Origin of the sequence: Segatella salivae F0493, assembly GCF_000477535.1 — a bacterium.
Lineage (GTDB): Bacteria > Bacteroidota > Bacteroidia > Bacteroidales > Bacteroidaceae > Prevotella > Prevotella salivae.
In genome coordinates, this window is the sequence record NZ_AWGW01000006.1 from 385,184 (window position 1) to 409,548 (window position 24,365).

Annotated in this window: 21 protein-coding genes; 13 read left to right on the forward strand and 8 right to left on the reverse strand. The window is 40.6% G+C overall.

Going from position 1 to position 24,365, the window contains the following annotated elements; translation table 11 throughout:
• Positions 1–159: 159 nt before the first annotated feature.
• The 9 genes from HMPREF9145_RS02515 (at position 160) to HMPREF9145_RS02555 (ending at position 9,560) form a co-directional block, all read left to right on the forward strand.
• Positions 160–1,569, forward strand: a complete 1,410-nt coding sequence (locus tag HMPREF9145_RS02515) for a S8 family peptidase (protein ID WP_036906251.1) — start codon at positions 160–162, stop codon at positions 1,567–1,569.
• Positions 1,566–2,858, forward strand: a complete 1,293-nt coding sequence (xseA, locus tag HMPREF9145_RS02520) for an exodeoxyribonuclease VII large subunit (protein ID WP_021824534.1) — start codon at positions 1,566–1,568, stop codon at positions 2,856–2,858. The genes HMPREF9145_RS02515 and xseA overlap by 4 nt, the downstream gene beginning before the upstream one ends.
• 5 nt (positions 2,859–2,863) lie before the next feature.
• Positions 2,864–3,061, forward strand: a complete 198-nt coding sequence (xseB, locus tag HMPREF9145_RS02525; RefSeq protein WP_021824610.1) for an exodeoxyribonuclease VII small subunit — start codon at positions 2,864–2,866, stop codon at positions 3,059–3,061.
• Between the two features lie 620 nt (positions 3,062–3,681).
• Positions 3,682–4,722, forward strand: a complete 1,041-nt coding sequence (locus HMPREF9145_RS02530; protein WP_262502492.1) for a branched-chain amino acid aminotransferase — start codon at positions 3,682–3,684, stop codon at positions 4,720–4,722.
• Between the two features lie 82 nt (positions 4,723–4,804).
• Positions 4,805–5,434, forward strand: a complete 630-nt coding sequence (locus HMPREF9145_RS02535; protein WP_021824616.1) for a DUF975 family protein — start codon at positions 4,805–4,807, stop codon at positions 5,432–5,434.
• A gap of 192 nt (positions 5,435–5,626) precedes the next feature.
• Positions 5,627–6,397 (forward strand): tRNA (guanosine(46)-N7)-methyltransferase TrmB, encoded by a 771-nt coding sequence (gene trmB / locus HMPREF9145_RS02540; protein ID WP_021824683.1) that lies wholly within the window; start codon positions 5,627–5,629, stop codon positions 6,395–6,397.
• Between the two features lie 352 nt (positions 6,398–6,749).
• The gene (locus HMPREF9145_RS02545) at positions 6,750–7,856 is read left to right on the forward strand and encodes an Mrp/NBP35 family ATP-binding protein (protein WP_021824728.1); all 1,107 of its coding nucleotides are present in this window, start codon (positions 6,750–6,752) and stop codon (positions 7,854–7,856) included.
• 98 nt (positions 7,857–7,954) lie between these two features.
• Positions 7,955–8,845, forward strand: coding sequence for a hypothetical protein (locus HMPREF9145_RS02550; RefSeq protein WP_021824539.1), 891 nt, complete (start codon positions 7,955–7,957; stop codon positions 8,843–8,845).
• A 1-nt stretch (position 8,846) separates the two neighbouring features.
• A complete protein-coding gene (locus HMPREF9145_RS02555; protein WP_036906254.1) occupies positions 8,847–9,560 on the forward strand; it encodes a hypothetical protein in 714 nt (237 codons plus the stop codon).
• 335 nt (positions 9,561–9,895) lie between these two features.
• On the opposite strand, the gene HMPREF9145_RS02560 is transcribed toward HMPREF9145_RS02555, so the two are convergent.
• From HMPREF9145_RS02560 to HMPREF9145_RS02580, 5 genes are read right to left on the reverse strand one after another with little or no spacing between them, the layout of a single operon-like run.
• The gene (locus HMPREF9145_RS02560; protein ID WP_021824757.1) at positions 9,896–11,182 is read right to left on the reverse strand and encodes an ABC transporter permease; all 1,287 of its coding nucleotides are present in this window, start codon (positions 11,180–11,182) and stop codon (positions 9,896–9,898) included.
• The gene (locus HMPREF9145_RS02565; RefSeq protein WP_007134252.1) at positions 11,182–12,351 is read right to left on the reverse strand and encodes an ABC transporter permease; all 1,170 of its coding nucleotides are present in this window, start codon (positions 12,349–12,351) and stop codon (positions 11,182–11,184) included. The genes HMPREF9145_RS02560 and HMPREF9145_RS02565 overlap by 1 nt, the downstream gene beginning before the upstream one ends.
• A complete protein-coding gene (locus HMPREF9145_RS02570) occupies positions 12,352–13,335 on the reverse strand; it encodes an HlyD family secretion protein (RefSeq protein ID WP_007134251.1) in 984 nt (327 codons plus the stop codon). It abuts the gene before it with no gap.
• A gap of 21 nt (positions 13,336–13,356) precedes the next feature.
• On the reverse strand, positions 13,357–14,856 hold the full coding sequence (locus HMPREF9145_RS02575; protein ID WP_021824603.1) for a TolC family protein: 1,500 nt from the start codon (positions 14,854–14,856) through the stop codon (positions 13,357–13,359).
• Positions 14,857–14,896: 40 nt separating this feature from the next.
• Complete coding sequence (locus HMPREF9145_RS02580; RefSeq protein ID WP_021824515.1) at positions 14,897–15,769, reverse strand: GumC domain-containing protein; 873 nt, start codon at positions 15,767–15,769, stop codon at positions 14,897–14,899.
• Between the two features lie 181 nt (positions 15,770–15,950).
• Between HMPREF9145_RS02580 and HMPREF9145_RS02585 the strand changes: the two genes are divergently transcribed.
• From HMPREF9145_RS02585 to HMPREF9145_RS02595, 3 genes are read left to right on the forward strand one after another with little or no spacing between them, the layout of a single operon-like run.
• On the forward strand, positions 15,951–16,184 hold the full coding sequence (locus HMPREF9145_RS02585; RefSeq protein ID WP_036906256.1) for a DUF4492 domain-containing protein: 234 nt from the start codon (positions 15,951–15,953) through the stop codon (positions 16,182–16,184).
• A 51-nt stretch (positions 16,185–16,235) separates the two neighbouring features.
• On the forward strand, positions 16,236–17,786 hold the full coding sequence (locus HMPREF9145_RS02590) for a cytochrome ubiquinol oxidase subunit I (protein ID WP_007134247.1): 1,551 nt from the start codon (positions 16,236–16,238) through the stop codon (positions 17,784–17,786).
• Positions 17,783–18,925, forward strand: a complete 1,143-nt coding sequence (locus HMPREF9145_RS02595) for a cytochrome d ubiquinol oxidase subunit II (protein ID WP_021824575.1) — start codon at positions 17,783–17,785, stop codon at positions 18,923–18,925. Before HMPREF9145_RS02590 ends, HMPREF9145_RS02595 begins: the two co-directional genes overlap by 4 nt.
• 307 nt (positions 18,926–19,232) lie before the next feature.
• On the opposite strand, the gene ftsZ is transcribed toward HMPREF9145_RS02595, so the two are convergent.
• The 3 genes from ftsZ to HMPREF9145_RS02610 form a co-directional block, all read right to left on the reverse strand.
• Positions 19,233–20,606, reverse strand: coding sequence for a cell division protein FtsZ (gene ftsZ / locus HMPREF9145_RS02600; protein WP_021824780.1), 1,374 nt, complete (start codon positions 20,604–20,606; stop codon positions 19,233–19,235).
• A gap of 28 nt (positions 20,607–20,634) precedes the next feature.
• Positions 20,635–21,066 (reverse strand): hypothetical protein, encoded by a 432-nt coding sequence (locus HMPREF9145_RS02605; protein ID WP_021824530.1) that lies wholly within the window; start codon positions 21,064–21,066, stop codon positions 20,635–20,637.
• A 250-nt stretch (positions 21,067–21,316) separates the two neighbouring features.
• Positions 21,317–22,276: a DNA-methyltransferase gene (locus HMPREF9145_RS02610; protein WP_021824578.1), complete on the reverse strand. Its 960-nt coding sequence runs from the start codon at positions 22,274–22,276 to the stop codon at positions 21,317–21,319.
• 365 nt (positions 22,277–22,641) lie between these two features.
• Here HMPREF9145_RS02610 and HMPREF9145_RS02615 point away from each other — a divergent pair, with 365 nt between their 5' ends.
• On the forward strand, positions 22,642–23,733 hold the full coding sequence (locus tag HMPREF9145_RS02615; RefSeq protein ID WP_021824571.1) for a metallophosphoesterase: 1,092 nt from the start codon (positions 22,642–22,644) through the stop codon (positions 23,731–23,733).
• Positions 23,734–24,365 lie beyond the last annotated feature (632 nt).

Consider the following 24,365-nt stretch of genomic DNA (forward strand, 5'->3'; position numbering starts at 1 on the left):
CCGAATATAATATGAATCAGTCGCAAAGATAAATAAAATTTCATTAGGTTGTTCTTTAAGTTATAACTATTTTCAGTGTGAACTGGTTTTCATCCGTTTTTCTTTGTTTTTATGAGATAAAATATTACTTTTGTACACTTGAAACCTAAGTATGTATCAATGAATAAAACTTCTTTCCTGTTCATGTTTGCATTTCTCTGCTGTGTGGCTTCTGCCTTTGCAAGAGTCAATGCCACCGAGATGATTTCTTATCCTGGTGGAAAATGCTATATGTTTCGCGTGACCTTGAAAGATAAAAACCATTCGCGCTATTCGTTAAATGCCCCTTCTGAATACCTTTCGCCACGTGCAATTGAGCGACGAAAGCGCCAACATCTTGCCATTGATTCAACCGATTTACCACTCAATGAAATTTATTTGCATGCCATTTCGGCATCAAAAGAGTTGAAGATTGTGGGCAAAAGTAAATGGAATAACACCGTACTTGTGCGCTGTAGTAACCCAGGAAAGGTTTATGAATTATTGAAATTACCTTTTGTGAAGAGTGTTTTCCGCACATTCTCTTCACCAGATTCTATTACAAACTCCGTCAGATTGAACTTTAAAAAGGAGTTTAATCGTTGGGATACCATAGCAGAAGGCAACCGTTTTGGCGTCACAAAAGAACAACTTCTCACGTTAAATGGGATTAAGATGCACGTCTCAGGATACCGCGGAAAGGGCAAGATGATTGCCGTCCTTGACGCTGGTTTTATGAATGTTGACCGTATTCCATGCCTGCAAAAATGTCGAATTGTGGGACAGAACGACTTTGTTGTGCCTTGTTCTAAAAGCATTTTCTCGGAGATGGAGCATGGAACGATGGTCTTTTCTGTTATGGCTGCCGACCTGCCGGGTATCTATGTAGGTAGTGCTCCGGATGCTTCCTATCTGTTGATACGTTGTGAAGACCGCCAAACGGAAAGCATTGCAGAAGAGGATTATTGGGCAGAAGCAGTGGAATATGCCGATTCTATGGGGGTGGATATTATCAATTCATCGCTCGGTTATCATGATTTTGATGATGCATCTACCAATCATCACTATGATGAAATGGATGGAATGACGACCCTTATCTCGCGAACGGCATCGCTGTTGGCATCAAAAGGTATCGTGTTGGTAAACAGTGCAGGTAATGATGGCATGGGAACATGGAAGAAAATCAATTTCCCTGCCGATGCAAAAGATATTCTTACGGTTGGTGCAATCTCACCTTCGGGCGTGAATGCAGCCTTTTCTGGCGTTGGACCTACACAGGATGGACGAGTCAAACCCGATGTAATGGCCTATGGAAGTCCTACAGCTGTCATCTCAGGTAGAGGCACTATAGTCGATGAAATGGGTACTTCTTTCTCTGCACCCCTTATCTCTGGGATGGTCGCTTGCCTTTGGCAGGCACTGCCAGATAAGTCTGCCCATGAGATTATTCGCCTTGTCATTGAGAGCGGAAACAATGCAACCACGCCCAATAATGTCTTTGGTTACGGCGTTCCTGACTTTTGGAAAGCCTATAATTCAGGTCGAAAATGAAAGCATTATCACTCTTTGAACTCAACAATCTCGTGCGAGAAGTCATCTCAACTGCCTTTGATAACGAGTATTGGGTTGAAGCTGAGCTCTCCGAACTTCGCGAAGTGCGGGGCCATTGCTATATGGAACTGATACAAAAAGAGCTTTTCAGTAACACGCCTGTAGCCAAAGCGTCAGCCAAATGCTGGAAAAACAAGTGGCAAACACTGCGCCCTAAGTTTGAGGAAGTTAGCGGACAACATCTTCATGCTGGACTAAAAGTGATGCTAAAGGTTTATCCCGACTTCCACGAAGCCTATGGGTTTTCATGGATTGTGACAGATATCAATCCCGAATTTACTATGGGTGACATGGCACGTAAACGCTTAGAGATAGTCAAACAGCTACAAGCTGAGGGCATTTTCGACTTGCAAAAGGAGCTCGAACTACCGCTTTTTGCCCAACGAATCGCTGTTATTTCAAGCGCAAATGCCGCGGGTTATGGTGACTTCTGTCATCAGTTGAACGACAATTCCTATGGATTGAAGTTCTATACTCGCTTGTTTCCTGCCGTCATGCAAGGTGAGGAGATTGAACAAAGTGTGATAGCTGCCCTCAACAAAATCAATCAACGGATGGATGATTTCGATGTGGTTGTGATCATAAGAGGCGGTGGTGCCACGAGCGATATGAGCGGATTTGACACCCTTTCGCTATCCGAGAACGTGGCAAACTTTCCACTTCCCGTCATCACGGGTATCGGACACGACCGCGATGAGTCTGTACTTGACATGGTTTCTCATACTCGTGTGAAAACGCCTACAGCCGCAGCGGCCTTCCTTGTAGACCATTTGGAAGAAGTTTATGAGCGTGTTCTCGATGCGCAAACAGAGCTGTTAACCAGTGTTCGGCATCGAATGGAAATGGAAAAAGCTCAACTTCAACACCTTGGAGAGAAGATTCCAATGCTTTTTTCCTTGTATAAGGAGCGCCAAGAGACTATGCTTGAACATAGGTTTCAAGCTTTAACAACGGCTATTCAAACCCATTTGGTGCAAGAAACTCATAGACTCGAGCAGTTGAAACGGGGCATAAAACCGACTATAGAACAACAGATGATGCGTGAAAACTATCATTTAAGCTTACTTAGTCAGCGTGTAAAGTCGCTCAATCCTACGTTGTTGCTGCATCGGGGCTATAGCATGACCATGTTAAATGGGCGAATAGTGAAAGACAAGTCACTGTTGAAGAGCGGTGATGAAATAGAAACAATACTTGAAAACGGAACCATTCTATCAATTATCAAATAAAGAATATGGCAAAAGAAGAATTAAAATATGAAGAGGCTTTGCATCAGTTAGAGCATATTGTGACGCAAATGGAGAACAATGAACTTGGGATTGATGCGCTCAGTGAACAACTAAAGAAGGCACAAAAGCTGATTAAACTTTGCAAAGATAGGCTGACAAAAACAGATAACGAGATTAAAAAAATCTTAGAAAAAGATGCTTGATATAAGCTGAATTTATGGCTTTTGAATGTCGAAAGCTGTAATATTATAGTCTTAATTGCATTAACAAAGTTTAAGAAAGATGTAAGAATAACGGACAACTGTAAAGTGTTTGCAACCTTGTTGATATATTCTTGATTGCTCGTTAGCGTCAGTTTGGCTATTATTCTCTATGGAATTGGGTCGTAAAGAATGTCATTTCGCGCGGTAAAATGACCCAAATTGTGGGCTTGTTTTGTAAGAATTATTTTTGATAAAGGGCCGTTTGATATGCCCTTATGAACAGAACCATGAAAAAAGGGAAAGCATATCAATACTTTCCCTGATGCAAAGATAATAAATTTTTAAGGCAAAAGCAAATGCGCTTTGAATTTTATTGACGGATGTAGTGGCTTTTGTGGACTTGCAGATTCAATAATAATGTAAATTTATTCATTGCTTATCAACTTGCTTTTTCACCATGAGAGATTGATAATTTGAGTAATATGGTCAATCATTAAGGCATTTTTGTTTCATCGAAAAGTGGCATTTTCCAACGATAATAAATAAAAAACGTGATTAATTTTGACAGGGATTTGTTGGTTGTGCGTATTTTTCTTTGTACTTTTGTAGTTGAAATAAAAATAAACAATAAAACATTTAAGGTGATGAAAGACTTGGATTGGTCTAATTTATCGTTTGGTTACAGACCAACAGATTATAATGTTCGCTGCTATTATCGCAACGGAAAGTGGGGCGAAATAGAGGTATGTTCTGAAGAATATATTCATCTTCACATGGCAGCTACATGCCTTCACTATGGTCAAGAGGCTTTCGAAGGGTTGAAAGCTTATCGTTGTCCTGACGGGAAAGTACGCGTTTTCCGTGTTGAAGAGAATGCATCGCGTCTGCAAAGCACCTGCCGTGGCATTCTGATGCCAGAGGTTCCGACCGACCTTTTCATTGAAATGGTGAAGAAAGTCGTTCGTCTTAATCAGGAATATATCCCTACTTATGAGAGCGGAGCTACGCTTTATGTGCGTCCTTTGCTGATAGGCACAGGGGCACAAGTAGGTGTTCATCCCTCCGAAGAATATCTATTTATGATTTTTGTGACTCCGGTTGGTCCTTATTTCAAGGGAGGTTTCTCTGCAAACCCCTATGTTATTATTCGTGATTACGACCGTTCGGCGCCGCTTGGAACAGGTAAATATAAAGTGGGTGGCAACTATGCAGCCAGTTTGAAGGCCAATTCTATTGCACATTCAAAGGGCTATGCCAGTGAGTTTTATCTCGATTCAAAGGAAAAGAAATATGTAGATGAGTGTGGAGCAGCTAATTTCTTTGGAATAAAAAATAACACTTATGTTACTCCAAAGAGTACTTCCATTCTGCCATCTATTACGAATAAGAGTCTGATGCAAATTGCAGAAGACCTTGGAATGAAAGTAGAGCGTCGCCCAGTTCCTGAAGAAGAGCTTGAGACTTTTGAGGAAGCAGGAGCTTGTGGAACAGCCGCCGTCATCTCACCGATATCTCATCTTGACGATATGGATACTGGAAAAGTCTATCGTTTCGGTGAAAAGCCAGGCCCATGGTCAACCAAACTCTATGAAACCTTGCGTGGAATACAGTATGGAACCATTGAAGATAAGCATGGTTGGACCACAGTTGTCATTGGATAAACAATTAAATCTAAATACGCATTCGATGGCTTTGTGCCGTCGAATGTAAATTATTTACTCATCAATTAATTTATTTTATACTATGGACAGTATTACAAATTACAAGAACCGAGCGCTAAGTGCCTTGGAAAACAAGTGGGGAAACTTTGTTCTTATTACCTTAGCTTATGTACTTATCATTGGTATTACCCAAGCTTTATCAGGAGATAAGGATAGTCCTGCTATCTTACATCTTATTAGTTTAGTGCTATTTATCTTGGCACTTCCTTTAACTTGGGGCTATCAGACGCTTTTCCTTGGCGCTGTAAGAGGTGGAGAAGCAACAGCAAAAGACATGTTTGAGGGCTACAACAAAGAGTCGTTCTCAAGAGTTTTGACTACAACCTTGTTGTATTATGTTTATGTTTTACTTTGGAGTTTGCTGTTATTAATTCCTGGTTGCATTAAGTCTTATTCGTATGCAATGACACCTTACATCTTGAAAGATAATCCAGAGATGAAGAATAACGCTGCTATTGAGGAGAGTATGCGCATGATGGATGGCCACAAACTTGAGCTTTTCATACTTGATTTGAGTTTCATCGGTTGGGCTTTACTTTCATTATTGACTTGCGGTGTAGGCTTTTTGTGGCTTACTCCCTATATGAACATGGCTCGTGTTAACTTCTATGAGGACTTGAAGAAGGCTTCAGTAGAAGTGAAAGAGGCTTAAACAAAGATATTCTTTTTGTGGGTATCAAACGTTGAAACCTTTCGTTTATGAAAGGATTTCAGGGTTTGATGCCCATTTTCTTTGCCCTTTGGTTTCATGTTTTCAATTTGATTTGGTTGTATTCTTTTTGATAATGCCTCTGAAAGTTGTGTATATCATACTTTCCTTGTACCTTTGCAATAAATTCATTCTATGGGAAAAGGAAAGTTAGCCAAGTTTGCCGAGATGGAGACATTTAGCAATGTCTTTCAATATCCGTATTCAGTTGTCGACAATGTACCTTTTGAAATGCAAGGACATTGGCGTGAAATGTATTTCAAAAACAATCATCCGATTGTGTTGGAATTAGGATGTGGCAAGGGAGAATACACGGTAGAATTGGCTCGTCTCTATCCAGAAATGAACTTTATTGGCGTAGATATCAAGGGAGCGCGTATGTGGACAGGAGCCAAGCAGGCTTTGGAAGCAGGACTAAAGAATGTTGCTTTCTTGCGCACGAATATCGAAATCATTGACCGTTTCTTTGGTAAAGATGAGGTAAATGAGGTTTGGCTCACCTTCAGTGACCCGCAAATGAAGAGTCCCCGCAAGCGTTTGACCAGTACTTTCTTCTTGAATCGTTATCGAAACTTCCTTGTTGATGAGGGAATAATGCATGTAAAGACCGACTCAAATTTCCTCTTTACCTATACCACTTATATGATACAGGAAAATCATTTGCCTGTAATTTTCTCAACAGATGACCTATATCATACCGCAGGTTTAGATGAAGAAACGCGCAAAATCTTATCCATTCAAACCTATTATGAACGCATGTGGATAGAAAGAGGCTTGAATATACGGTATGTTAAGTTCCTTCTTCCACAGCAAGGTGTACTTCGTGAGCCCGATATTGAAATCCCTTTGGACGAATATCGCAGTTATCATAGACCGAAAAGAAGTAGTTTAAATACGAATAAATAAAAAAAAGTAAATTATTTGTTGTATTAAAATAAAAACCTTACTTTTGTATTTCAATCGCACATCTTTTATGAGTTGTGCTTTTGTTTCATGAATGTTATGGCCTTAGGGCTAACATAAGATATGCTTATCTCCGTTGGGAGAAAGTTTTGTTTAATTAGTCGTGTATACTCGAGCTCGTGAGAGTGTAAGTATACAAAATCTTAAAAGTTGAGTAAATAGAGAACGCATAGTCGGACGACCGTGCGTTTTCGCTTTTTATATTGTTTCATTTCATGGAATGAAAAATAATCCTTACTTTTGTAATTAGATAATAAAGTAAACACAAAAAGATTTCATTTAAACGACACGAAAGATGACATTATATCCAAAATTGATTACCGATGCATTGGCAACTGTAATTTATCCCGGGACAAAGAAGAACCTTGTGGAGAGTGAGATGGTTGCAATGGACGATGTACATATTAGTGGTATGGAGGCGAAAGTAACGTTGATATTCCCACGCGACACTGATCCATTCCTCAAATCGACTGTAAAGGCGGCCGAAGCTGCTATTCATTATCATGTCAGTAAAGACATAAAGGTGACCATTGAAACTGAATTTAAGTCGTCACCACGCCCAGAAGTGGGCAAACTTCTTCCGCAAGTGAAGAATATTATCGCTGTAAGTTCGGGAAAAGGTGGTGTTGGTAAGAGCACGGTTTCAGCCAACTTAGCCATAGCTTTGGCGCGTTTGGGCTATAAGGTAGGCTTGTTAGACACCGACATCTTCGGTCCTTCAATGCCTAAAATGTTTGGTGTCGAAGACGAAAGGCCTTATGCTATCGACAAAGATGGCCGACAACTCATCGTTCCTGTAGAGAGATATGGAGTTAAACTCTTAAGTATTGGCTTCTTTGTTGACCCAGATACGGCCACACTTTGGCGTGGAGGCATGGCGACTTCTGCCTTGAAACAGCTTATTGCTGATGCCGATTGGGGCGACCTTGACTACTTTATTCTCGACACTCCTCCAGGCACAAGTGACATTCATTTGACGCTACTTCAGACGTTAGCTATAACGGGTGCCGTCATTGTTAGTACTCCTCAGAAGGTTGCTTTGGCTGATGCGCGCAAGGGAATTGACATGTATGAGAACGATAAAGTGAATGTTCCTATCCTTGGATTAGTTGAGAACATGGCTTATTTTACCCCCGCGGAACTACCCGAAAACAAATATTATATCTTTGGAAAAGATGGTGCAAGCAACTTAGCTAAAGAGAAAAAGGTCCCACTTTTGGCTCAAATCCCAATCGTTCAAAGTATTTGTGAGGGAGGAGATAATGGCGAACCAGCCGCTACAAAGGTTGATTCAGTGATGGGACAAGCCTTTCTCAGTTTGGCACAGGCTGTGGTAACGGTCGTTAATCGGCGTAATAAAGAGTTGGCACCGACAAAGATTGTTGATGTGAACAACGAATAACAAACCTATTAATTCAGCATAATCTGCTTGCATGCAGACTATGCTGTTTTGCTTATAAGACTCACTTTTATGATGATATTTATTAAAACGGAGATACGATGAAAAAGCTTTCATACCTTTTAGGCATAGTACTTTTTCTTTTATTCACGGCTGGCATGGTTGTACTTGGTTTTTATTTGCCCCAAGGAGAGCCACCTTACAGTTACTTAGAAGCCCAGAAAGAAGAGGTCAGTGTAGATAGTTTTGAAACCCGAGGCATACGAAAAGTAGATGGGTTTTGGATTAAAAGTATGCCTGATGCAAATATAAACATCATCATAAGAACTACAAACGACCCCCAAAAGTGTTGTGTAACCTATCCCAAAGATCTTATCCGAATGGTGAGAACGGATAGTGTTTTGTTATGTTATCCCACTGAAAAGGGAAGAAAGATTGATGTGTGGAGGAAGAATCGTCTCGTTCATAAATATTCGGATTTTGATGTCCGTGTGTTATCAGAATATAACTTAGATCAGGATGAAGGAGATGGAAGTTTGAAACGAAGTTATGAGAATAGCAATCACGATATATTCATTTATCTAACTGTTCCGACTTATTTTTGGGCCATACGATGCGATAGTCCAGGATGTAATTTCTTATTTGTTGATGCCAAGTTGCCCTCATTATATTATACAAACCAAGAGAATGGAAGTTTTACTTTCTTAGGAAAGACGACTATAGATGACTTCTGTTGTGCTTGGATTTTTGACCGATTAGATTTACGAAAGGCTCATATTAAGAACATGAAAATACAGCTGGGATATAGTATGAACTATGGCGACGGCGATTGTAAAGTGGGGCATTTACTCGTAACAGATGAGGGGAATCTCACTCCTTTCTTCCCAAATTCCTATGGTTCGATTGAAGTTCGTGAGAAGAAGTATGGCAATATTACCTATGGAACGGACTCAATTCCAATGGCAACACTAATGAAAAATAATAAGAAATAATATGGAACAGTCATTTTTTAGCCCAAATACTTTGGCATTTATGCGTGCCTTATGGAGTGCTTCTAAAAAGAAAGTAATTATAACAACAATTGTTTTCTTTCTTCTTATGTTGCTTGTTGAAGGCTTCCTTTCCGCAATTCGTGGCATAGGTTCACCCACAGCAACAGTTTCTATGAATAGTGTTGTCATAGCACTCTTTCCTCTTTGGTTGTTAGTCTGCAGCATCTTTGCCTCATGGGGCATGAGTAATGCTTCATCGATTGACGAGCGACGTGTTAATGCTTCGCGTAGCTGGATAATCAGATGGACATTCTTTGTGCTGTTTCCATTTTTATTTTATGGTATCCTGGCATATCTTTTAGATGCAATTATCGCAACTCCAACATACCAACCAGTGCCTTGGGTAGGGCAATCTGAATTTTCTCCTTTCGATAATGTCTTATCATTTATATTCTTCTTTTCTTCCTTCTTCTTTGTTGTTTCAACTTATTTCCATCGTTATACCTTTCTTATTGGTTGTGGAATCCTGATACTTGTCTACATTATCATCTGCATAACATGGCCACAGGCAGTTTGGTGGAATCATGATGATATGGGAATTCCAACGCCCTTTATGGTCTATTTTCTCATCTTAGCGGTTCTTGCATTGCCTTTATCCTATTTTAGAATTAGATGTCTTCATCAAGATGAGGAGGAAATGGTTTCTGAAAAATAATTGAAGATCATGCAACTGATATTTTGAATACTGGCATTTTGCCATACAAAAGCCGTCATTTCATTGTCTGATATCATTCATTTTAGGCGATGAAATGAGGTAGATTTGTTTACGAGGTGAAAAGTTTTGAGATTCAATGTGTTACAATGATTCTCACGAGGTAGCTTTCTTTGAAGATTTTCTCTGGTCAGGCGATGAGTTTAAACGTTATCTTTTAAATCGTAAATCAAAGGAAAAAAGATTGCGAATAAATAAGATTTCTGTTATATTCTTATTTATTCGCAAATTTGTTTTTTCTGCATCTATCTCATCATTCCAAGTTGCAAGGTAGGTGTTTAGGATTGTGGTGCTATTTCTTTTGTTTTATTTTGTCTTTTACTCTTTGCTGCTACAGCCTTTGCTTTCAGCAGATCCATACGTGCATAAGCCTGTTTTCGTGTCTTGATGATTTGATAACGATACACGGCGCACGTAGCAAAGAAATAAACAACTGTTTGAATCCACAATGCCGTAAACTCTGGTTCGATGTCGTCAAGGGTGCCCCCCATACTGCTGATGCGTAGGAAACCGCGCACGCCAAACGTTGAAGGGAATAGCTGAGCAAAGGCTTTCCATAGGCCAGGCATGTTTGTTTCGGGCCATGAGATGCCTGTAAGGAACAATAGAGGAATAGAGGTGAAGACAACGAGTAGCATCACATTTTCGCGATATCTCACAAGACATGAGAGCGCCATTCCAAAGAAAATAACAGCCAATAGGAAAGGAATCATCAGCCCAATGAGGTCAATCGCGTGGACCATTGATGTGAAATGGAAGAAATGTGGCACACAAAGGGTGAGATAAGCTGCCATGACAGCAAACACCATAAAGTAACACATTGACTTGCCAAGTACTATTCGGAAGATGCCAACATAATGCTTACTGATGGGTATAAGTTCCTGATATCGGTTGTTCTCTCGGGCCGTTCCAGCTGCCAAACCAATACCCAATAGTAAGGTTTGTTGTAGGATAAGGATGAGTACTCCAGGGATAATGGCGTTGCCATATCCCCCTGTTGTGTTGAAGATTGGCACCTCTTCATAGTCAAGAGGCTTTGTGGTTATCTCGTCATCACGATTGGTGAAGTCGATGGAGTGACTGATTTGGATGGCAGAATTTATTTTCGAGGCCACCGCTTGTGCCGTTTGATAGATGGCTTTATAAGTCAACATCAAACTCATATCGCAATAAACACTGACGTGTGCCTGTTCACCTCTGTAGAGTTTATGAGCGAAGTTTTTCGGGAAATAGACTACTCCGTGGACGACTTGTTTAGCAACAAGGTCTTTCGCTTCATCGATACTGTTGCAGTAGTAGGCCACTTTTACCTCGGAAGCAGCATTAAAGTCACGGATGAATTCACGACTGGTTTGGCTGTGACTCAAGTCTACTATTGCCACAGGAACCTTTTTAACGACCTCATTATTGTATATCCATGAGTAGAGCAAAGGGTAGAGTAATGGAACAAGGATAAAGAATATTAGCACCCCTTCGTCTGTGATTGTGGAGCGCATCTCCTTGGCCCAGATATAACACATATCCTTAATGCCATTGCTTATCTTAGTAAATAGTCCGTTCTCCATCAGGGTATATAATCATATAATAGCATGGAACGTTTGATGTTCCACATCGTAAATATAGGCAAGATGCTAAAAAGCACGAGTGCAGAGAGGTTGAACCATGCATCCATCAGTGGGAATCCGTTAAAGATATTCATCTGATAAACCATGTAATAATGGCGTAAAGGGAAGAGTTGGGCTATCCCTTCAATGATAGGACTCATGGCAAATGCAGGGAAAGTAGCGCCACAAGCTGAGAAGCTTACTACTGACCAGAGTGAGCAAACGCTCATAGACATACGCAGACTCGGGATGAGTCCAAAGGTGAAGATACCGAAACCTTCAGCAGAAGTCACTGCAAGCAGCCCTAAAAGCAACATTGACCAGACGCCACCAGGGTGGGGGAAGTCCATCACTCCATAGATATAGAACTCGAATCCATAGAAGATGGCGAGGAAAATTATGGTTTGTGGCAGAAATTTTCCAGTTAAAGCTACCCATGTTTTGTTTTCGGCCATAGCCATCCACTCCTTGGAACGTTTGAATTTTAGCTCTGTTCCGATAGAATAAGGCGTAAGCAAAAAGACGAATAACATCAGTAATCCCGGCACCATGACTGTGGAAAGATAAACATTATAATTAGCCCATGGGTTGCCAATCATGTGTAAGTCAATGGCGATGGGCTGTAAAAATGTTCGTATTTCTCCTTCAGTCTTGCCAAAGGCACTCAGCTTTTGTTTCCCGACAGCAGCTGAACCTAAGGCACTAATCGTCTTTAAGTCACGATAAAGCAATGAGCCTGCAACCAATGTTACGTTGCTATAATAGAATGATATCTTAGGTTGTGAGGCACTCATCAAGCCACTTGTAGTACCTCGGGGGATATAAAGGAAGGCGTAAATCTTATTTTCTTGGATGGCGCGTCGTGCTTCATTTACATTATTATATGAGGCAATAACCTTTGTACTTTGAAAGGCATCGAGCTTTCGAATCATGGCTCTTGTGGTGGCTGTATTGTCTAAATCCACCACACCTACAGGCATGTCTGTAGGTACTCCGCTTTGCATCAGTGAAGTAAAAAAGTAGATAACGATTACAGGAAACAGCACCATGCAGAACCAATAGATTGGATTCTTGATGATGATGCCGCATTCTCGCACGGCAATCTTATATATATTTTGGAGTGTGTGCATTTATTTTTTTATCAGACTCATGCCTGGACGTAATCCATCTAACTTGTCAATAGGACGTGCTTTCACTTCGAAGGTCTTTAAATCATATTGACCTGTGGTCTTCGTTGCTTTCCAAACCGCATAACTTCCTTGGTCTTTGATATAGAAAACCTTCATGCGAATGTCTTTATTAAAGGCTGGAACAAAGGCTGAAAATGTATCGCCTATCTTCATTCCTTTAAGCTGGTCTTCACGAATATTGAATGCTCCCCAGATGTCTTTCATAATAGAAATACTCATGATTGGTGAGCCAAGACCGACAAGTTCGCCCACTTTTGGGTAAACATCACTCACTTCTCCTTCAACCTGTGACACCTGAACAGTTTCTTTCAACAATGAACTAACAACGTCAACTGCACTTTTTGCTGCTTGTGCATTACTTGCTGCGATGCGTTTTTCTTGTGATCTTGCTCCATTTTTTGCCATGTCATATTGGCTTTGAGCGGCTTTAACCTGCGCCTCAGATGCCTTGAATGCTGCGAAAGCTTCATCGCGTTTCTGTCCACTAATGACCCCTTCGTTATAGAGATTCTGCATGCGTGTATAAGTCTTTTTTGTGATTTCAGCAGCTGCTTTAGCCTGTTGAACGAGCTCAAATGCACCCTGAATCTGTTCCTTTCTCGCACCAGCATCGGTGAGATCTTGTAGGGCTTGGGTTGCAGCGCCAGCCGCTTGAGCTACTTTTTTCTGTGCATCTATCTCAGGAATCTCAAGGATTGCCAGAGTGTCTCCTACATGAACGAAGTCTCCTTCCTTAACGCGTAGTTCGACGATTCGGCCTGGAAGTTTACATGAAACACGATATTCTGATACCTCAACTTCACCCTGAATAGTATCATCTTCGCGTCCAAGTGTTAGGAAACCAATAAGACCTACAATGACAACGACAAGGATAAAAGCGATGATTGCAAGTAGAATGTTGTTATGTTGTGATTTTGCTGACATGATATTTTCTTTTTTTCGATATTAATAATTCAATACACCGAGTGACTTTTGGAGATTGACTTGCGCCATCTTTACTTCCACTTCAGCGTCTATTTGCTGACTCTTTGCCTGTTGCCATGCAGTCTGTGCCGCCATGACTTCAGTCGTTTCCATGACACCTTCCTTAAAGCCCACATTTGCACAACGCAGATTTTCTTCTGCACTTTTAATGTTTTTGCGTGCCATTAAGAGTCGTTTGTGTGCCTCTTTTACTTTGAATTCACTTTGTGTTATCTGTAGATTTATCTTCTCTTGTGCATCATATAACTCCATCTGAGCCATGCTGGTTGCTGCCTTGGAAGCACGTACTTTGTAGGCACCTTCAAACCAATTCCATACTGGAACTTGAACGATTACGCCGACATTCCATGTTCCTGCAAGCTTACGTTCAAAGCTATTGAAGAGGTTGGGATTGCTAACGATGTAGCCACCTGTTAGTAATATGTGCGGAAGATAAGTGGCACGAACGAGTTTTGTGGCTTGTTCACTGATATTGACAGCATTCTGAAGCAGTCGAAGTTCTGGGCGATTGGTGTTCGCCGAGGCTTTATCTGCAACAGTAGTTGACTGTTCATTGAGATTGACATTCAGTTGTTTACGATTCTCATCAGCTAAGGTGATGTCTCTATCCATTGGTAAACCACAGAGTTGGCATAGCAACATCTTTGCCAATGTGAGTCCATCTTCAACCTGAGTCAATTGCATTTCTGCTTCGTTGACTTTAACATCGACCTTTAATCCGGCTGCGCGTGTGGCTACTCCCTGTTTAATCATTTTGTTAACATCGTCATCAAGCTTCTTAACTAAGCCAAGATAGCTTTCGGCCAAGGCTTTTTTCTGTTTCAAAGAAACCACTAACCAGTAAGCTTGATCAATGCTGTAGAGTGTAGCTTGCATCTTTGCATCAGCATCATTTGCGGCTAACTGTTCGTTGATTAGTGCAATATTATTCAATGCAGTGATAGCTCCGCCCATGTAAATTGGTTGCCGAAGCATGATTGCTCCACCCCAAATATGGTGCGTGTTGGTGTCTAATGACTTCGTAATTGAACTTCCAATATCATTCCCAACAGCAGCAATCGGTGCTCCGATTTGGTTCACCATTCCGTTTATTTGCTGTGCAATAGCGGGAGTGATAAGGCCTTGTTGCACTAAACCTGTAATCATTCCGCCGAGACTTCCGCCTGCAGCAGTTGTGAAATTTGAACCTAAATTATTGAGCGCGCTCTTCTGATCTTTACTCAATAAAGAGATAGTTTCACTGAAATATTGGTATCCTCCCGCCGCATCTACTTTGGGAAGATATTTTGTTTTGGCTGCTTTTCGAATGTTCAGTGCTATCTCTTGTTTCATTTTTGAAACGTTAATCTGCTTATTATTGCGCAAAGCCAATGCACGACAACTATCAAGGCTCAATGTGTTTTGAGCCGTGACAGGCAGCATAACGCTACAAATAATTGCGAAAGAAAGTATTTTCTTCATCTACCTTACTATAGAATTGCAGTTTGTTTCAATGGATTCACTATTTAAAAGTGAAGCTTCGTGTCCCAATCATATTGCCATCTGCAAAGATACTAACATTGTAAGTACCTTCCATTAGCGCTTGGTTAACATTCCAAAATAAAGTTACAGGGGTCTCTTGTCCACCATATTCAATGGTTTTTTGCATAGAGCTTGCCAAGGATTTATTCTCATATTGGAACGTACCTCCACCGCTAAGTAGTGACCCTGTGGGTGAAGTTATCCTCACATATACAGTCTTTGTGCCATTCCCTGCAGTAACATTCTTACTGATAGTAAAGTTTAATTGCAAGGCCGTACACTTGGAAATCTTGTTTGTTGTCTTGCCATGTTTGTTCTTACCTTGTAGCGAAATACCAGTCGCATCAAGTTGAGCGGCGATGGCAACTCTCTCAGATAGGGATGCTTTTTCATTGTTGAGGCCTTCTATCTGACGTGTAGCTTCTGCATATTGTCCTTTGATTTGTGTGTTCTCCGCAGTCAGATTTTGATTTAATCTGTTGAGAGAATCGATCTCAATGACATAGCTTCTTAACACCTTTCTGACAGTAGCCAGCTCCCTTTTCAAGCGTGCAATCTCTGCAGCATCAGTGCTTTTAACGTTTCTAAGTTCGTCTAATAAACGCTGTGTTCGTTCTTGTTCTGCCGTAAGTTGAGCCACAATAGAATCATTACTGATTTGACTCTTCATCTCACTATACTGATTTGCGAACTGCTGATACTCGTTTTCCATTTCTTTTTTGTCGAGTTCTGCCAGTTCTTGCATGGCCTTATTCTCTTTCTTTTGATTGCTAAGAGTAATTGAAAGATAGGCAATGCCTGCTACAAGTAACAGTCCTATAAGGATTATTGGAATTAAAATTTTCTTATTCATATGTTATATTGTCTTTTCATTCAATTAACATCGCAAATTTAATTATTTTATCTTAATTATCAAAGTATTTCTGAGAAGCAATTGAAAGCAAGTGATTTTTTTTGCATTTTTACGAAAAAAACGAATCATATTAATTTTTTTTCTTAATTTTACGGCCGAAAACCTTAAGTAAGTGGACTAAATGTGTATAATGAAGTTTGTCAAAAAGGCATTCTATCTTTATTATGACGGCTTCAAACAGATGACATTGGGTAAGACGCTTTGGCTGATTATCCTTATCAAGTTGTTTGTAATTTTTGCTGTCTTGAAGTTGTTTTTCTTTCCTGATTTCATAGGAACAAGAGTTAAGAACGGCGATAAGGCTACGTTTGTCAATTCGCAGTTAGAACGGCGTATGCCTAAAAAAGCACGCTAACCTATATCTTGTAATTCAACTAAGTTTTAATAATAATCAATAAACAACATTATGATGCATCAACTTTTAGACGTCAGTGCGGCTACAATTGACTGGTCGCGGGCGCAATTTGCACTTACGGCCATCTACCATTGGCTGTTCGTTCCTTTGACCCTTGGACTTGCAGTGGTCATGGGAATCGTAGAAACTTGTTACTATCGTACAAGGAAAGAGTTTTGGAAAGAGGCTGCAAAGTTCTGGCAAAGACTTTTCGGAGTCAACTTCGCTATGGGCGTTGCAACGGGTATTATCCTTGAGTTTGAGTTTGGAACAAACTGGAGTAACTATTCATGGTTTGTCGGAGATATCTTCGGAGCGCCTCTCGCCATCGAAGGAATCCTTGCATTTTTCATGGAGAGTACATTTGTTGCAGTGATGTTCTTTGGCTGGAAGAAGGTCTCAGCGGGATTCCACTTAGCTTCTACTTGGCTAACAGGTATAGGCGCAACTCTATCTGCATGGTGGATATTAGTGGCCAATGCATGGATGCAATATCCTATAGGTCAGACTTTTAATCCTGACACTATGCGCTTCGAAATGAGTTCTTTCTTTGACGTAGCCCTATCTCCTTTTGCTGTCGATAAGTTCTGTCATACAGTTACATCTTCATGGATTATCGGTGCAATCTTTGTCGTTGGAGTTAGTAGTTGGTATCTATTGAAGGGCAGAGAAAAGTTGTTAGCAGTCAACAGTATTAAGATTGCGACTATCGTTGGACTATGTGCTTCTCTCTTAACTGCTTTCACTGGGGACAACTCTGCCTATCAAGTGGCACGTGTTCAGCCAATGAAACTCGCTGCAATGGAAGGGCTTTATCAAGGTGGAAAGGGGCAAAGTCTTTCGCTTGTTGCCGGTGTTCCTCTTTGTGGACAGCCTGATTATCGCAACGAACAAGAGCCACCTTATAGAATAGGTATACCCAAAGCATTGTCTTTTATGGCGACACATGACTTCAATGGTTATGTTCCGGGAGTGAACAATATCATTCAAGGTTACGTGAAAGATGATGGTAGTAAAGAGCCATCTGTAGCCGAAAAGATTAAGCGCGGACGTATGGCTATCGCAGCATTACAGCAATATCGTGCTGGAAAGAAAGACGCAACGACACGTAAAACCCTGGCAGATAATATTAAATATTTCGGCTATGGGTATGTCAAATCAGCTGATCAGATTGTGCCAAACATCCCATTAAACTTCTGGGCTTTCCGCATAATGGTAGGTCTTGGCTTTCTTTTCATCTTGTTCTTTGTTGTCTCCGGTCATGTCGGATGGCGTAAGGATATCTCACAAAGACGCTGGCGTTGGCTCCACATCTCAGCCATCGTACTTGTTCCTTTGGCTTATGTTGCCTCAGAAGCTGGTTGGATAGTGGCTGAAATGGGACGTCAACCATGGACTATTCAAGACATGCTTCCCACGTGGGTTGCCGTCAGTGATATCCATGCAAGCAGCGTAATGATAACATTCTTCCTGTTCCTTTTGCTCTTTACTACAATGCTTGCAGTAGAAATAAACATTCTTTTGAAACAAATAAAGAAGGGGATGGAGGCCCCAACAGTATGACATATACATTCTTACAGCACTATTGGTGGTTGCTGGTTTCAGTCTTAGGAGGACTCTTAGTGTTCCTAATGTTCGTGCAAGGTGCCAACTCTTTAATCTTTAGTTTGGGCCATACTCCCGAAGAACGGAGGCTTGTTGTTAATTCCACAGGACGCAAATGGGAGTTTACTTTCACCACACTTGTCACCTTTGGTGGGGCATTTTTTGCTTCGTTTCCATTGTTCTATAGTACAAGTTTTGGTGGTGCTTACTGGTTATGGATGGTCATTCTCTTTACGTTTGTGCTGCAAGCGGTGAGCTATGAGTTCCAGAATAAGTTAGGAAATCTACTCGGAACACGAACCTTTCAGTGGTTCTTAATCATCAATGGTATCGTGGGACCACTGCTTGTTGGAGGTGCTGTTGCAACGTTCTTTGATGGGAGTAACTTCATCGTTGACAAGATGAATATCACCAATTCTATGCAACCTGTCATCAGCCGTTGGGCCAATGCAAGTAACGGTCTCGATGCTTTGCTCGATCCATGGAATTTGATTCTCGGCTTGGCTGTAATGTTCTTGGCTCGTGTTTTGGGTTTATTCTATATGATTAATAATATTGATGATAAGGTCATTAATGAGCGTGCACATCGTCATCTCATTTATAACGTTGTACCTTTCCTCGTGTTATTCCTTGCTTTCCTCGTTCGAACCTTGTTGAAAGAAGGCTATGCTTATCATCCAGAAACAGGCGTTATATTTATGGAACCGATGAAATATCTGCATAATCTTATTGATATGTGGTATGTCACCTTGGTACTTCTTATCGGCGTAGTACTATTGCTTTTCGCCGTAGTTCGCACTGTGATGCGCCCTGCTTACACACGGGGTATATGGCCGGCTGGTATTGGTGTGGTGCTTGTTGTTATTTGTTTGTTGCTTTATGCAGGCTGGAACAACACCGCATATTACCCTTCAAATGCAGACTTACAAAGCAGTTTGACGATTATGAACAGCTGTAGCAGCAAGTTTACGCTTACGGCTATGTCTGTAGTTTCATTGCTTATTCCATTCGTTCTCGCTTATATCTTCTACGCATGGCGGGCTATTGACGGAAAGAAAATAGACCGCGCAGAGATTGAAAAAGACGAAGCTTATTAAAGGATTGTAATTTTCCGACTTTGTTTTTAACCTAATGCTGCAGACCATGTGATGATGGTCTGCAGCTATTTTTTTGCCAACGAAATGCCTGTTGAGGCGTTTTTGTTCTCTGAATGGTCTTCCTCTTTGATTGCTATCCTTTTTAATGAGTCCATGAAAGCAGAGGTTTGCACTTTCAAAAAGAGCCGGTTTACTTCATTATTTGACGCTTTTCATTCGGTCAAATAGATGCTTTTGTGGCGTGAAATGATAGTACTCGTAACACGTTGTAAATCAGAAAGAATCTTTAAGTGTTACGAGACCTATCTCAATCTTCCTGCGTCAGGTCTGAAATACGATCCATCAGTGCCTTTGCTTTGCTCAACAACGAAGCCTTATGTTCTTGTTTTATGATGGGTTGTTCATTCATTTTGAAGGTCATGGTGTGCGCCTCTGTGTCATCGTCTTGTATGCCAATGCCTGCCGTCTGAGGCGCTCTGTCTTCAAATTCTTCTTCGTCTACAGGCATTTCGACCGTAAAGGGTACATTCAAATCTGTTGATTCCTCTTGCTCTTTAGGCTTTTCTGCTTGTGCGATTGGTTGTGGCGTAAAGCCAAACAACTGTCGTTTATAGGGTTTGTAAAGTTTACTAATGAGCGACTCAAAGTAATTTTCGCTTTGATTCACAGCCAACTCGTCTTCTGATTCCTCCTCAAACCCCGTGGCTAAAATCGTCACTTTGGCCTCTTCTCCAAGCGAATTGTCCTTACTTACACCCCATATCACATCAATATTGGGGTCGAGGGCATCCATGAATTGGTCGATTTCATTCATCTCACTCACGAAAAGGGGATGCTCTTCACTTGTGTAAATGTTCAGCAAAATGCGTTTCGCTTTGTCTATTTCATTGCCATATAGCAAGGGCGAATCAAGGGCGTCGATGACTGCATGCTCCACTCTGTGCTCGCCATTTCCACGCCCCATTGCCATGATAGCACCGCCTCCGCCACGTAAGGTGGTTTCAACATCGCGAAAGTCAAGGTTGATGTCGCCTTCAACCGTAATCAGTTCGGAGATTGATTTCGTGGCATCGCTTAGGATTTCATCGGCTCTTTTGAATGCATCTTTTACGGTTACGTCTGTGTCATGATAGATATCGCAGATGCGTTCATTATTGATAATGAGCAAGGCATCAACGTTTTTGCGCATTGCTTCCACGCCTTGCAGGGCCTTAATAATCTTCTTTTTCTTTTCAAAATAAAACGGAATGGTTACAATGCCGATAGTCAATATGCCCATGCGCTTAGCTTCTCCTGCAATGATGGGCGCTGCTCCAGTACCAGTTCCGCCTCCCATTCCGGCAGTGATAAAGACCATTTTCGTACCATCATCAAGCAACTGGTGTATCAAGTCAATGCTGGATTGGGCTGCCTCACGGCCCACTTCTGGGTCTGAACCTGCTCCCAAACCGCTGTCACCCAATGGTAGTTTCACGCTCACGGGTGACTTTTGGAGGGACTGACTGTCGGTGTTGCAGACGGCAAAGGTCACGTTTACGATACCTTCTCGATACATATTGTTTACTGCATTGCATCCGCCTCCGCCTACACCAATAACTTTGATGATGCCTTTTGACTTATCTTCCACTGGACCGAAGTCTACTAAGGGTTGCAGTTTGTTGTTTTCTCCAAAATCTTCCATTGGCTTCTGTTGATAATAGTTGTGATGTTTATTTGTAAAGCTCAGCCAAACGTTGCATCAGATAGCGTGCACGGTCAATGTCGTTACCTACTGAAATGCGTTTTCTCTCATTGTCTTTCAGCGCAATGACCACTTGATAATCGTTGGCAACATAGGGATTTGAGCTATTGTTGAATGTGATATCATAGATATTTTCCTTGTCAATACGCTGCTTGTTGATAATGAGATAGTCTGCATATAGCAACACAGGAAGTTCTTGTCGAGTATTCGTGAGTACCGAATAGCTTAGGATTTCCACCGGTTCTCCATACTGTTCAATCATCTCATTGATATAGTTTTCTTCAATGTTCTCTTCGTTAAGCTGTTTGCTTTCGACGCATTTCTTGCCCGCAAAAAGGCATTTCCACAGAATGTAAAGGCTGATAACAGCTACTACTCCGTATAAGAAAATTTTAATCATAGGCTTTGTTTTTTGAGTATTATTATTCTTTTATAATGTTTCTATCGTATATTTGTTGTCCTCATCTCCTTAAAAGAAAGAGGATTTGGCATCTTGTTTTCTCTGCTTTTGCTATCAGTTTTCATTCCTGTTGCTTTGTTTCTATGGGCTTATTTTAATTTTTAAGCTTATAATATGTGGTTGAAAAACCTGTATTATAAGAGCCTTATATCATTCGTTTAGAATGAAAATATGCTCTAATTCCATAGATTTATGGTGTCCTTTTCTTCTTAACTTCGCGGCTATTTAAGGCGTTCCGTTCCCAAAACACATTGTCTGAATAACCTTGTATCACCTTATTCTTTGTGGCATTCATGAGTCTTTTGGCAGCCCAAAGGCAATAGTCGCGATTGAGTTCGATACCCACATAGTTGCGATTGAGTTTATAAGCCACAACAGCTGATGTGCCACTACCTAAGAAAGGGTCAAAAACCTTATCTCCAGGCTTGGTTGATGCCAAAATCAATTTAGCGTAAAGCTTCTCTGGTTTCTGTGTAGGATGGTCGGTGTTCTCGGGCATTGACCAGAAAGGAATACTGATATCATCCCAGAAATTCGATGGATAGGTGATGCGAAAGTTCCCAGACTCTGTCTGTTCCCAATCTTTTGGTTTCCCATCGACTTTGTAAGGAGCAATTACTTTTCTTTTCATCTTGACAGCTTCAACGTCAAAGTAATAGTCTTTGGGATTCTTTACAGCAAACCAAATGTCTTCCATGGCATTCTTCCAATTAGCTTTTGCACCTCTTCCTTTTTCTCTTTGCCAAGTGATTCGGTTCAATATGGTGAGTTGTTCGGATATAACTTTCTGCATAGAGAGCGAACATTGCCAGTCACCACACATGTATAGCGTTCCATTTGGGGCGAGTTTGTCACATACTTTGCCAAACCAACTCCTTAGATAGGCTTCATATGAAGTTGTGTTTAGCTTTGAAAACTTGTTTCCGTGAAAGTCTTTTGCAAGATTATAGGGTGGATCTATGATAATCAAATGAAAGTAGTCGTTGGGAATTGCATCAAGACAGTCGAACAAATCAGCATTAATCACGCTATTATCTGCAAATGATTTCTTCAAATCATCAGCGTTAATGATTGCTTTTTCTAATGTAGTAATCTCGTTTTCAGCGATTGTTAATGTCCTGTTTCGGTTTGCACGAGCTTTTTCTGTCATATTGTTTTGATGCTGTTTCTTATTTGTTTATTCAGTATTATGCTATAACCTCTTTCGTTTATATGGGTCTGTTGATAAACGATGTTTATTGGTTTCTGGCACTAATCGCATTTACTTGCCTTCGTGTTGTGGGGTAAAGTAAAGATAGGGCGCCACTGCTTGCACAAAAATACAAATAAAATCAGAGAATCAATAAGCTTCATAGGGAATATTTTCAATTAAACTATGTTTTGAGTTTTCCTAAACTTTTTTGTATCATATTTATGTTCTTCATGTCGAACGACATAACTTTTATATGCACTTTCTTTAAGATATTTATGATATTTCTAAGGTGTTTTCTGCATGATATTTCATATTTTTGCGCCATGAATAGTTTAATGGGATTGATATTCTTTGTTATTCCACTGCTCGGATGCAGTTTTGTGGGATGGCATGTGTGGATGATTTTACCTTTCGGTAATGTCTATAAAGCTGTAATTTTGGGGTTGATGATTCTGGCTTTTCTTTGCATTTTCTTCAACTTTTTTATTGGTCTTGATGGCTTACCCACTATTGTTGCACGTATATTTTACGAGATTGGTTATTCGTCTCTTTTTATATTGCTCTATCTTTTCATGCTCTTCCTCTTGGCAGATGTAGCACGTTGGATAGGGATTCTTCCTCGCGAATACCTCCATGCAAGTGGAGTGGGGAGTCTTGTGGTGCTATTGTTGATTGTAGGAATATTCACTTATGGAAACCTCCACTATTATAATAAGGTGAAAGTTCCTATTGCTTTGAAATCTTCTAAGCGGTTAAAGCAGCCAGTAAAGATGGTGATGGTGAGCGATATACATTTGGGATATCATAACACACGCACTGATTTGGCTAAGTGGGTAGATATGATTAACGCCGAAAAACCAGACTATGTGTTGATTGCTGGCGATATTGTTGACTTCAGTGTTGTGCCATTGTTGCGTGCAGATATGGCTAAAGAGTTCCGTCGTTTGCAGGCTCCTGTCTTTGCATGTCTTGGAAATCACGATTATTATGCAGGCGAACCAAATAGTGAAAAGTTCTATCGTGATGCGGGAATCAAGCTATTAAGAGATGCAACGATAGACTTAGAAAATGGTATAACGCTGATAGGGCGTGACGATAGGACTAACAAACGGCGTAAACCTTTGAAGGATTTGATGAGTGGCGTAGATAGGAATAACTATCTGATTTTGCTTGATCATCAACCCTATCACTTGGAAGATGCTGAACGAAATGGGGTGGATTTCCAGTTTAGTGGACATACACATGATGGACAAGTATGGCCAGTGAATTGGATTGAAAAAGCTATTTATGAAGATAGTTATGGCCCTTTGATGAAAGGACGCACGTTTTATTATGTGTCAAGCGGACTCGGAATTTGGGGTGGAAAGTTTCGTATAGGAACGCAGTCTGAATATTGTGTTGTTACAATAGAGTGATATTGATGCATGATTTGATTGTAAATGCTATTACTTTCGAGTGACTTTACATACCAAAATGTATTGAATCCTCTTACTCTGGAATGAAGTTTATTCTTGAAATAATCTCTTATAACGTAATGAGAAAATGCAAAACTCATCAAAAAATCTAATAAAATAGGACAAAAAGTTGGTTGTGTTTTCTCTTGAACTTGCTCCAATTTTCTCCCATTTCTCAGCGAACGTTCGACGGTTTAGATAAATTAACAAATGAGATTACTGATAATCAGGGAGTTAAGTTGCCTAAGAACTAAGAACGAGAACAAAGAACAAGAACGACGAAAAGAAAGAAAGAAAAGATCGCCGCCGTCGTCGTTTTATCGTCGAGGATGCTTTTATGGTTTTTTCTTTGCCTGATATTGCAGTGTGCTTTGTGTGGAATTGTCGCCTGAAGTCTTGCATATGGTCATGCTTTTCACCTTGTTTTGTCAAACAACGCGAAAATTTTCACAAGTTTTCAAACTTTTCTTTAAAAACATTTGGATTTGGGTTGTAAATGTATTACCTTTGCAAACGCTTTCAGGGAGAAATCGAGTTATTGATTGCTAAATTCCAGAAGCAAGGCCGGAGTCTTGCAAAAGGCTTTTGCCACC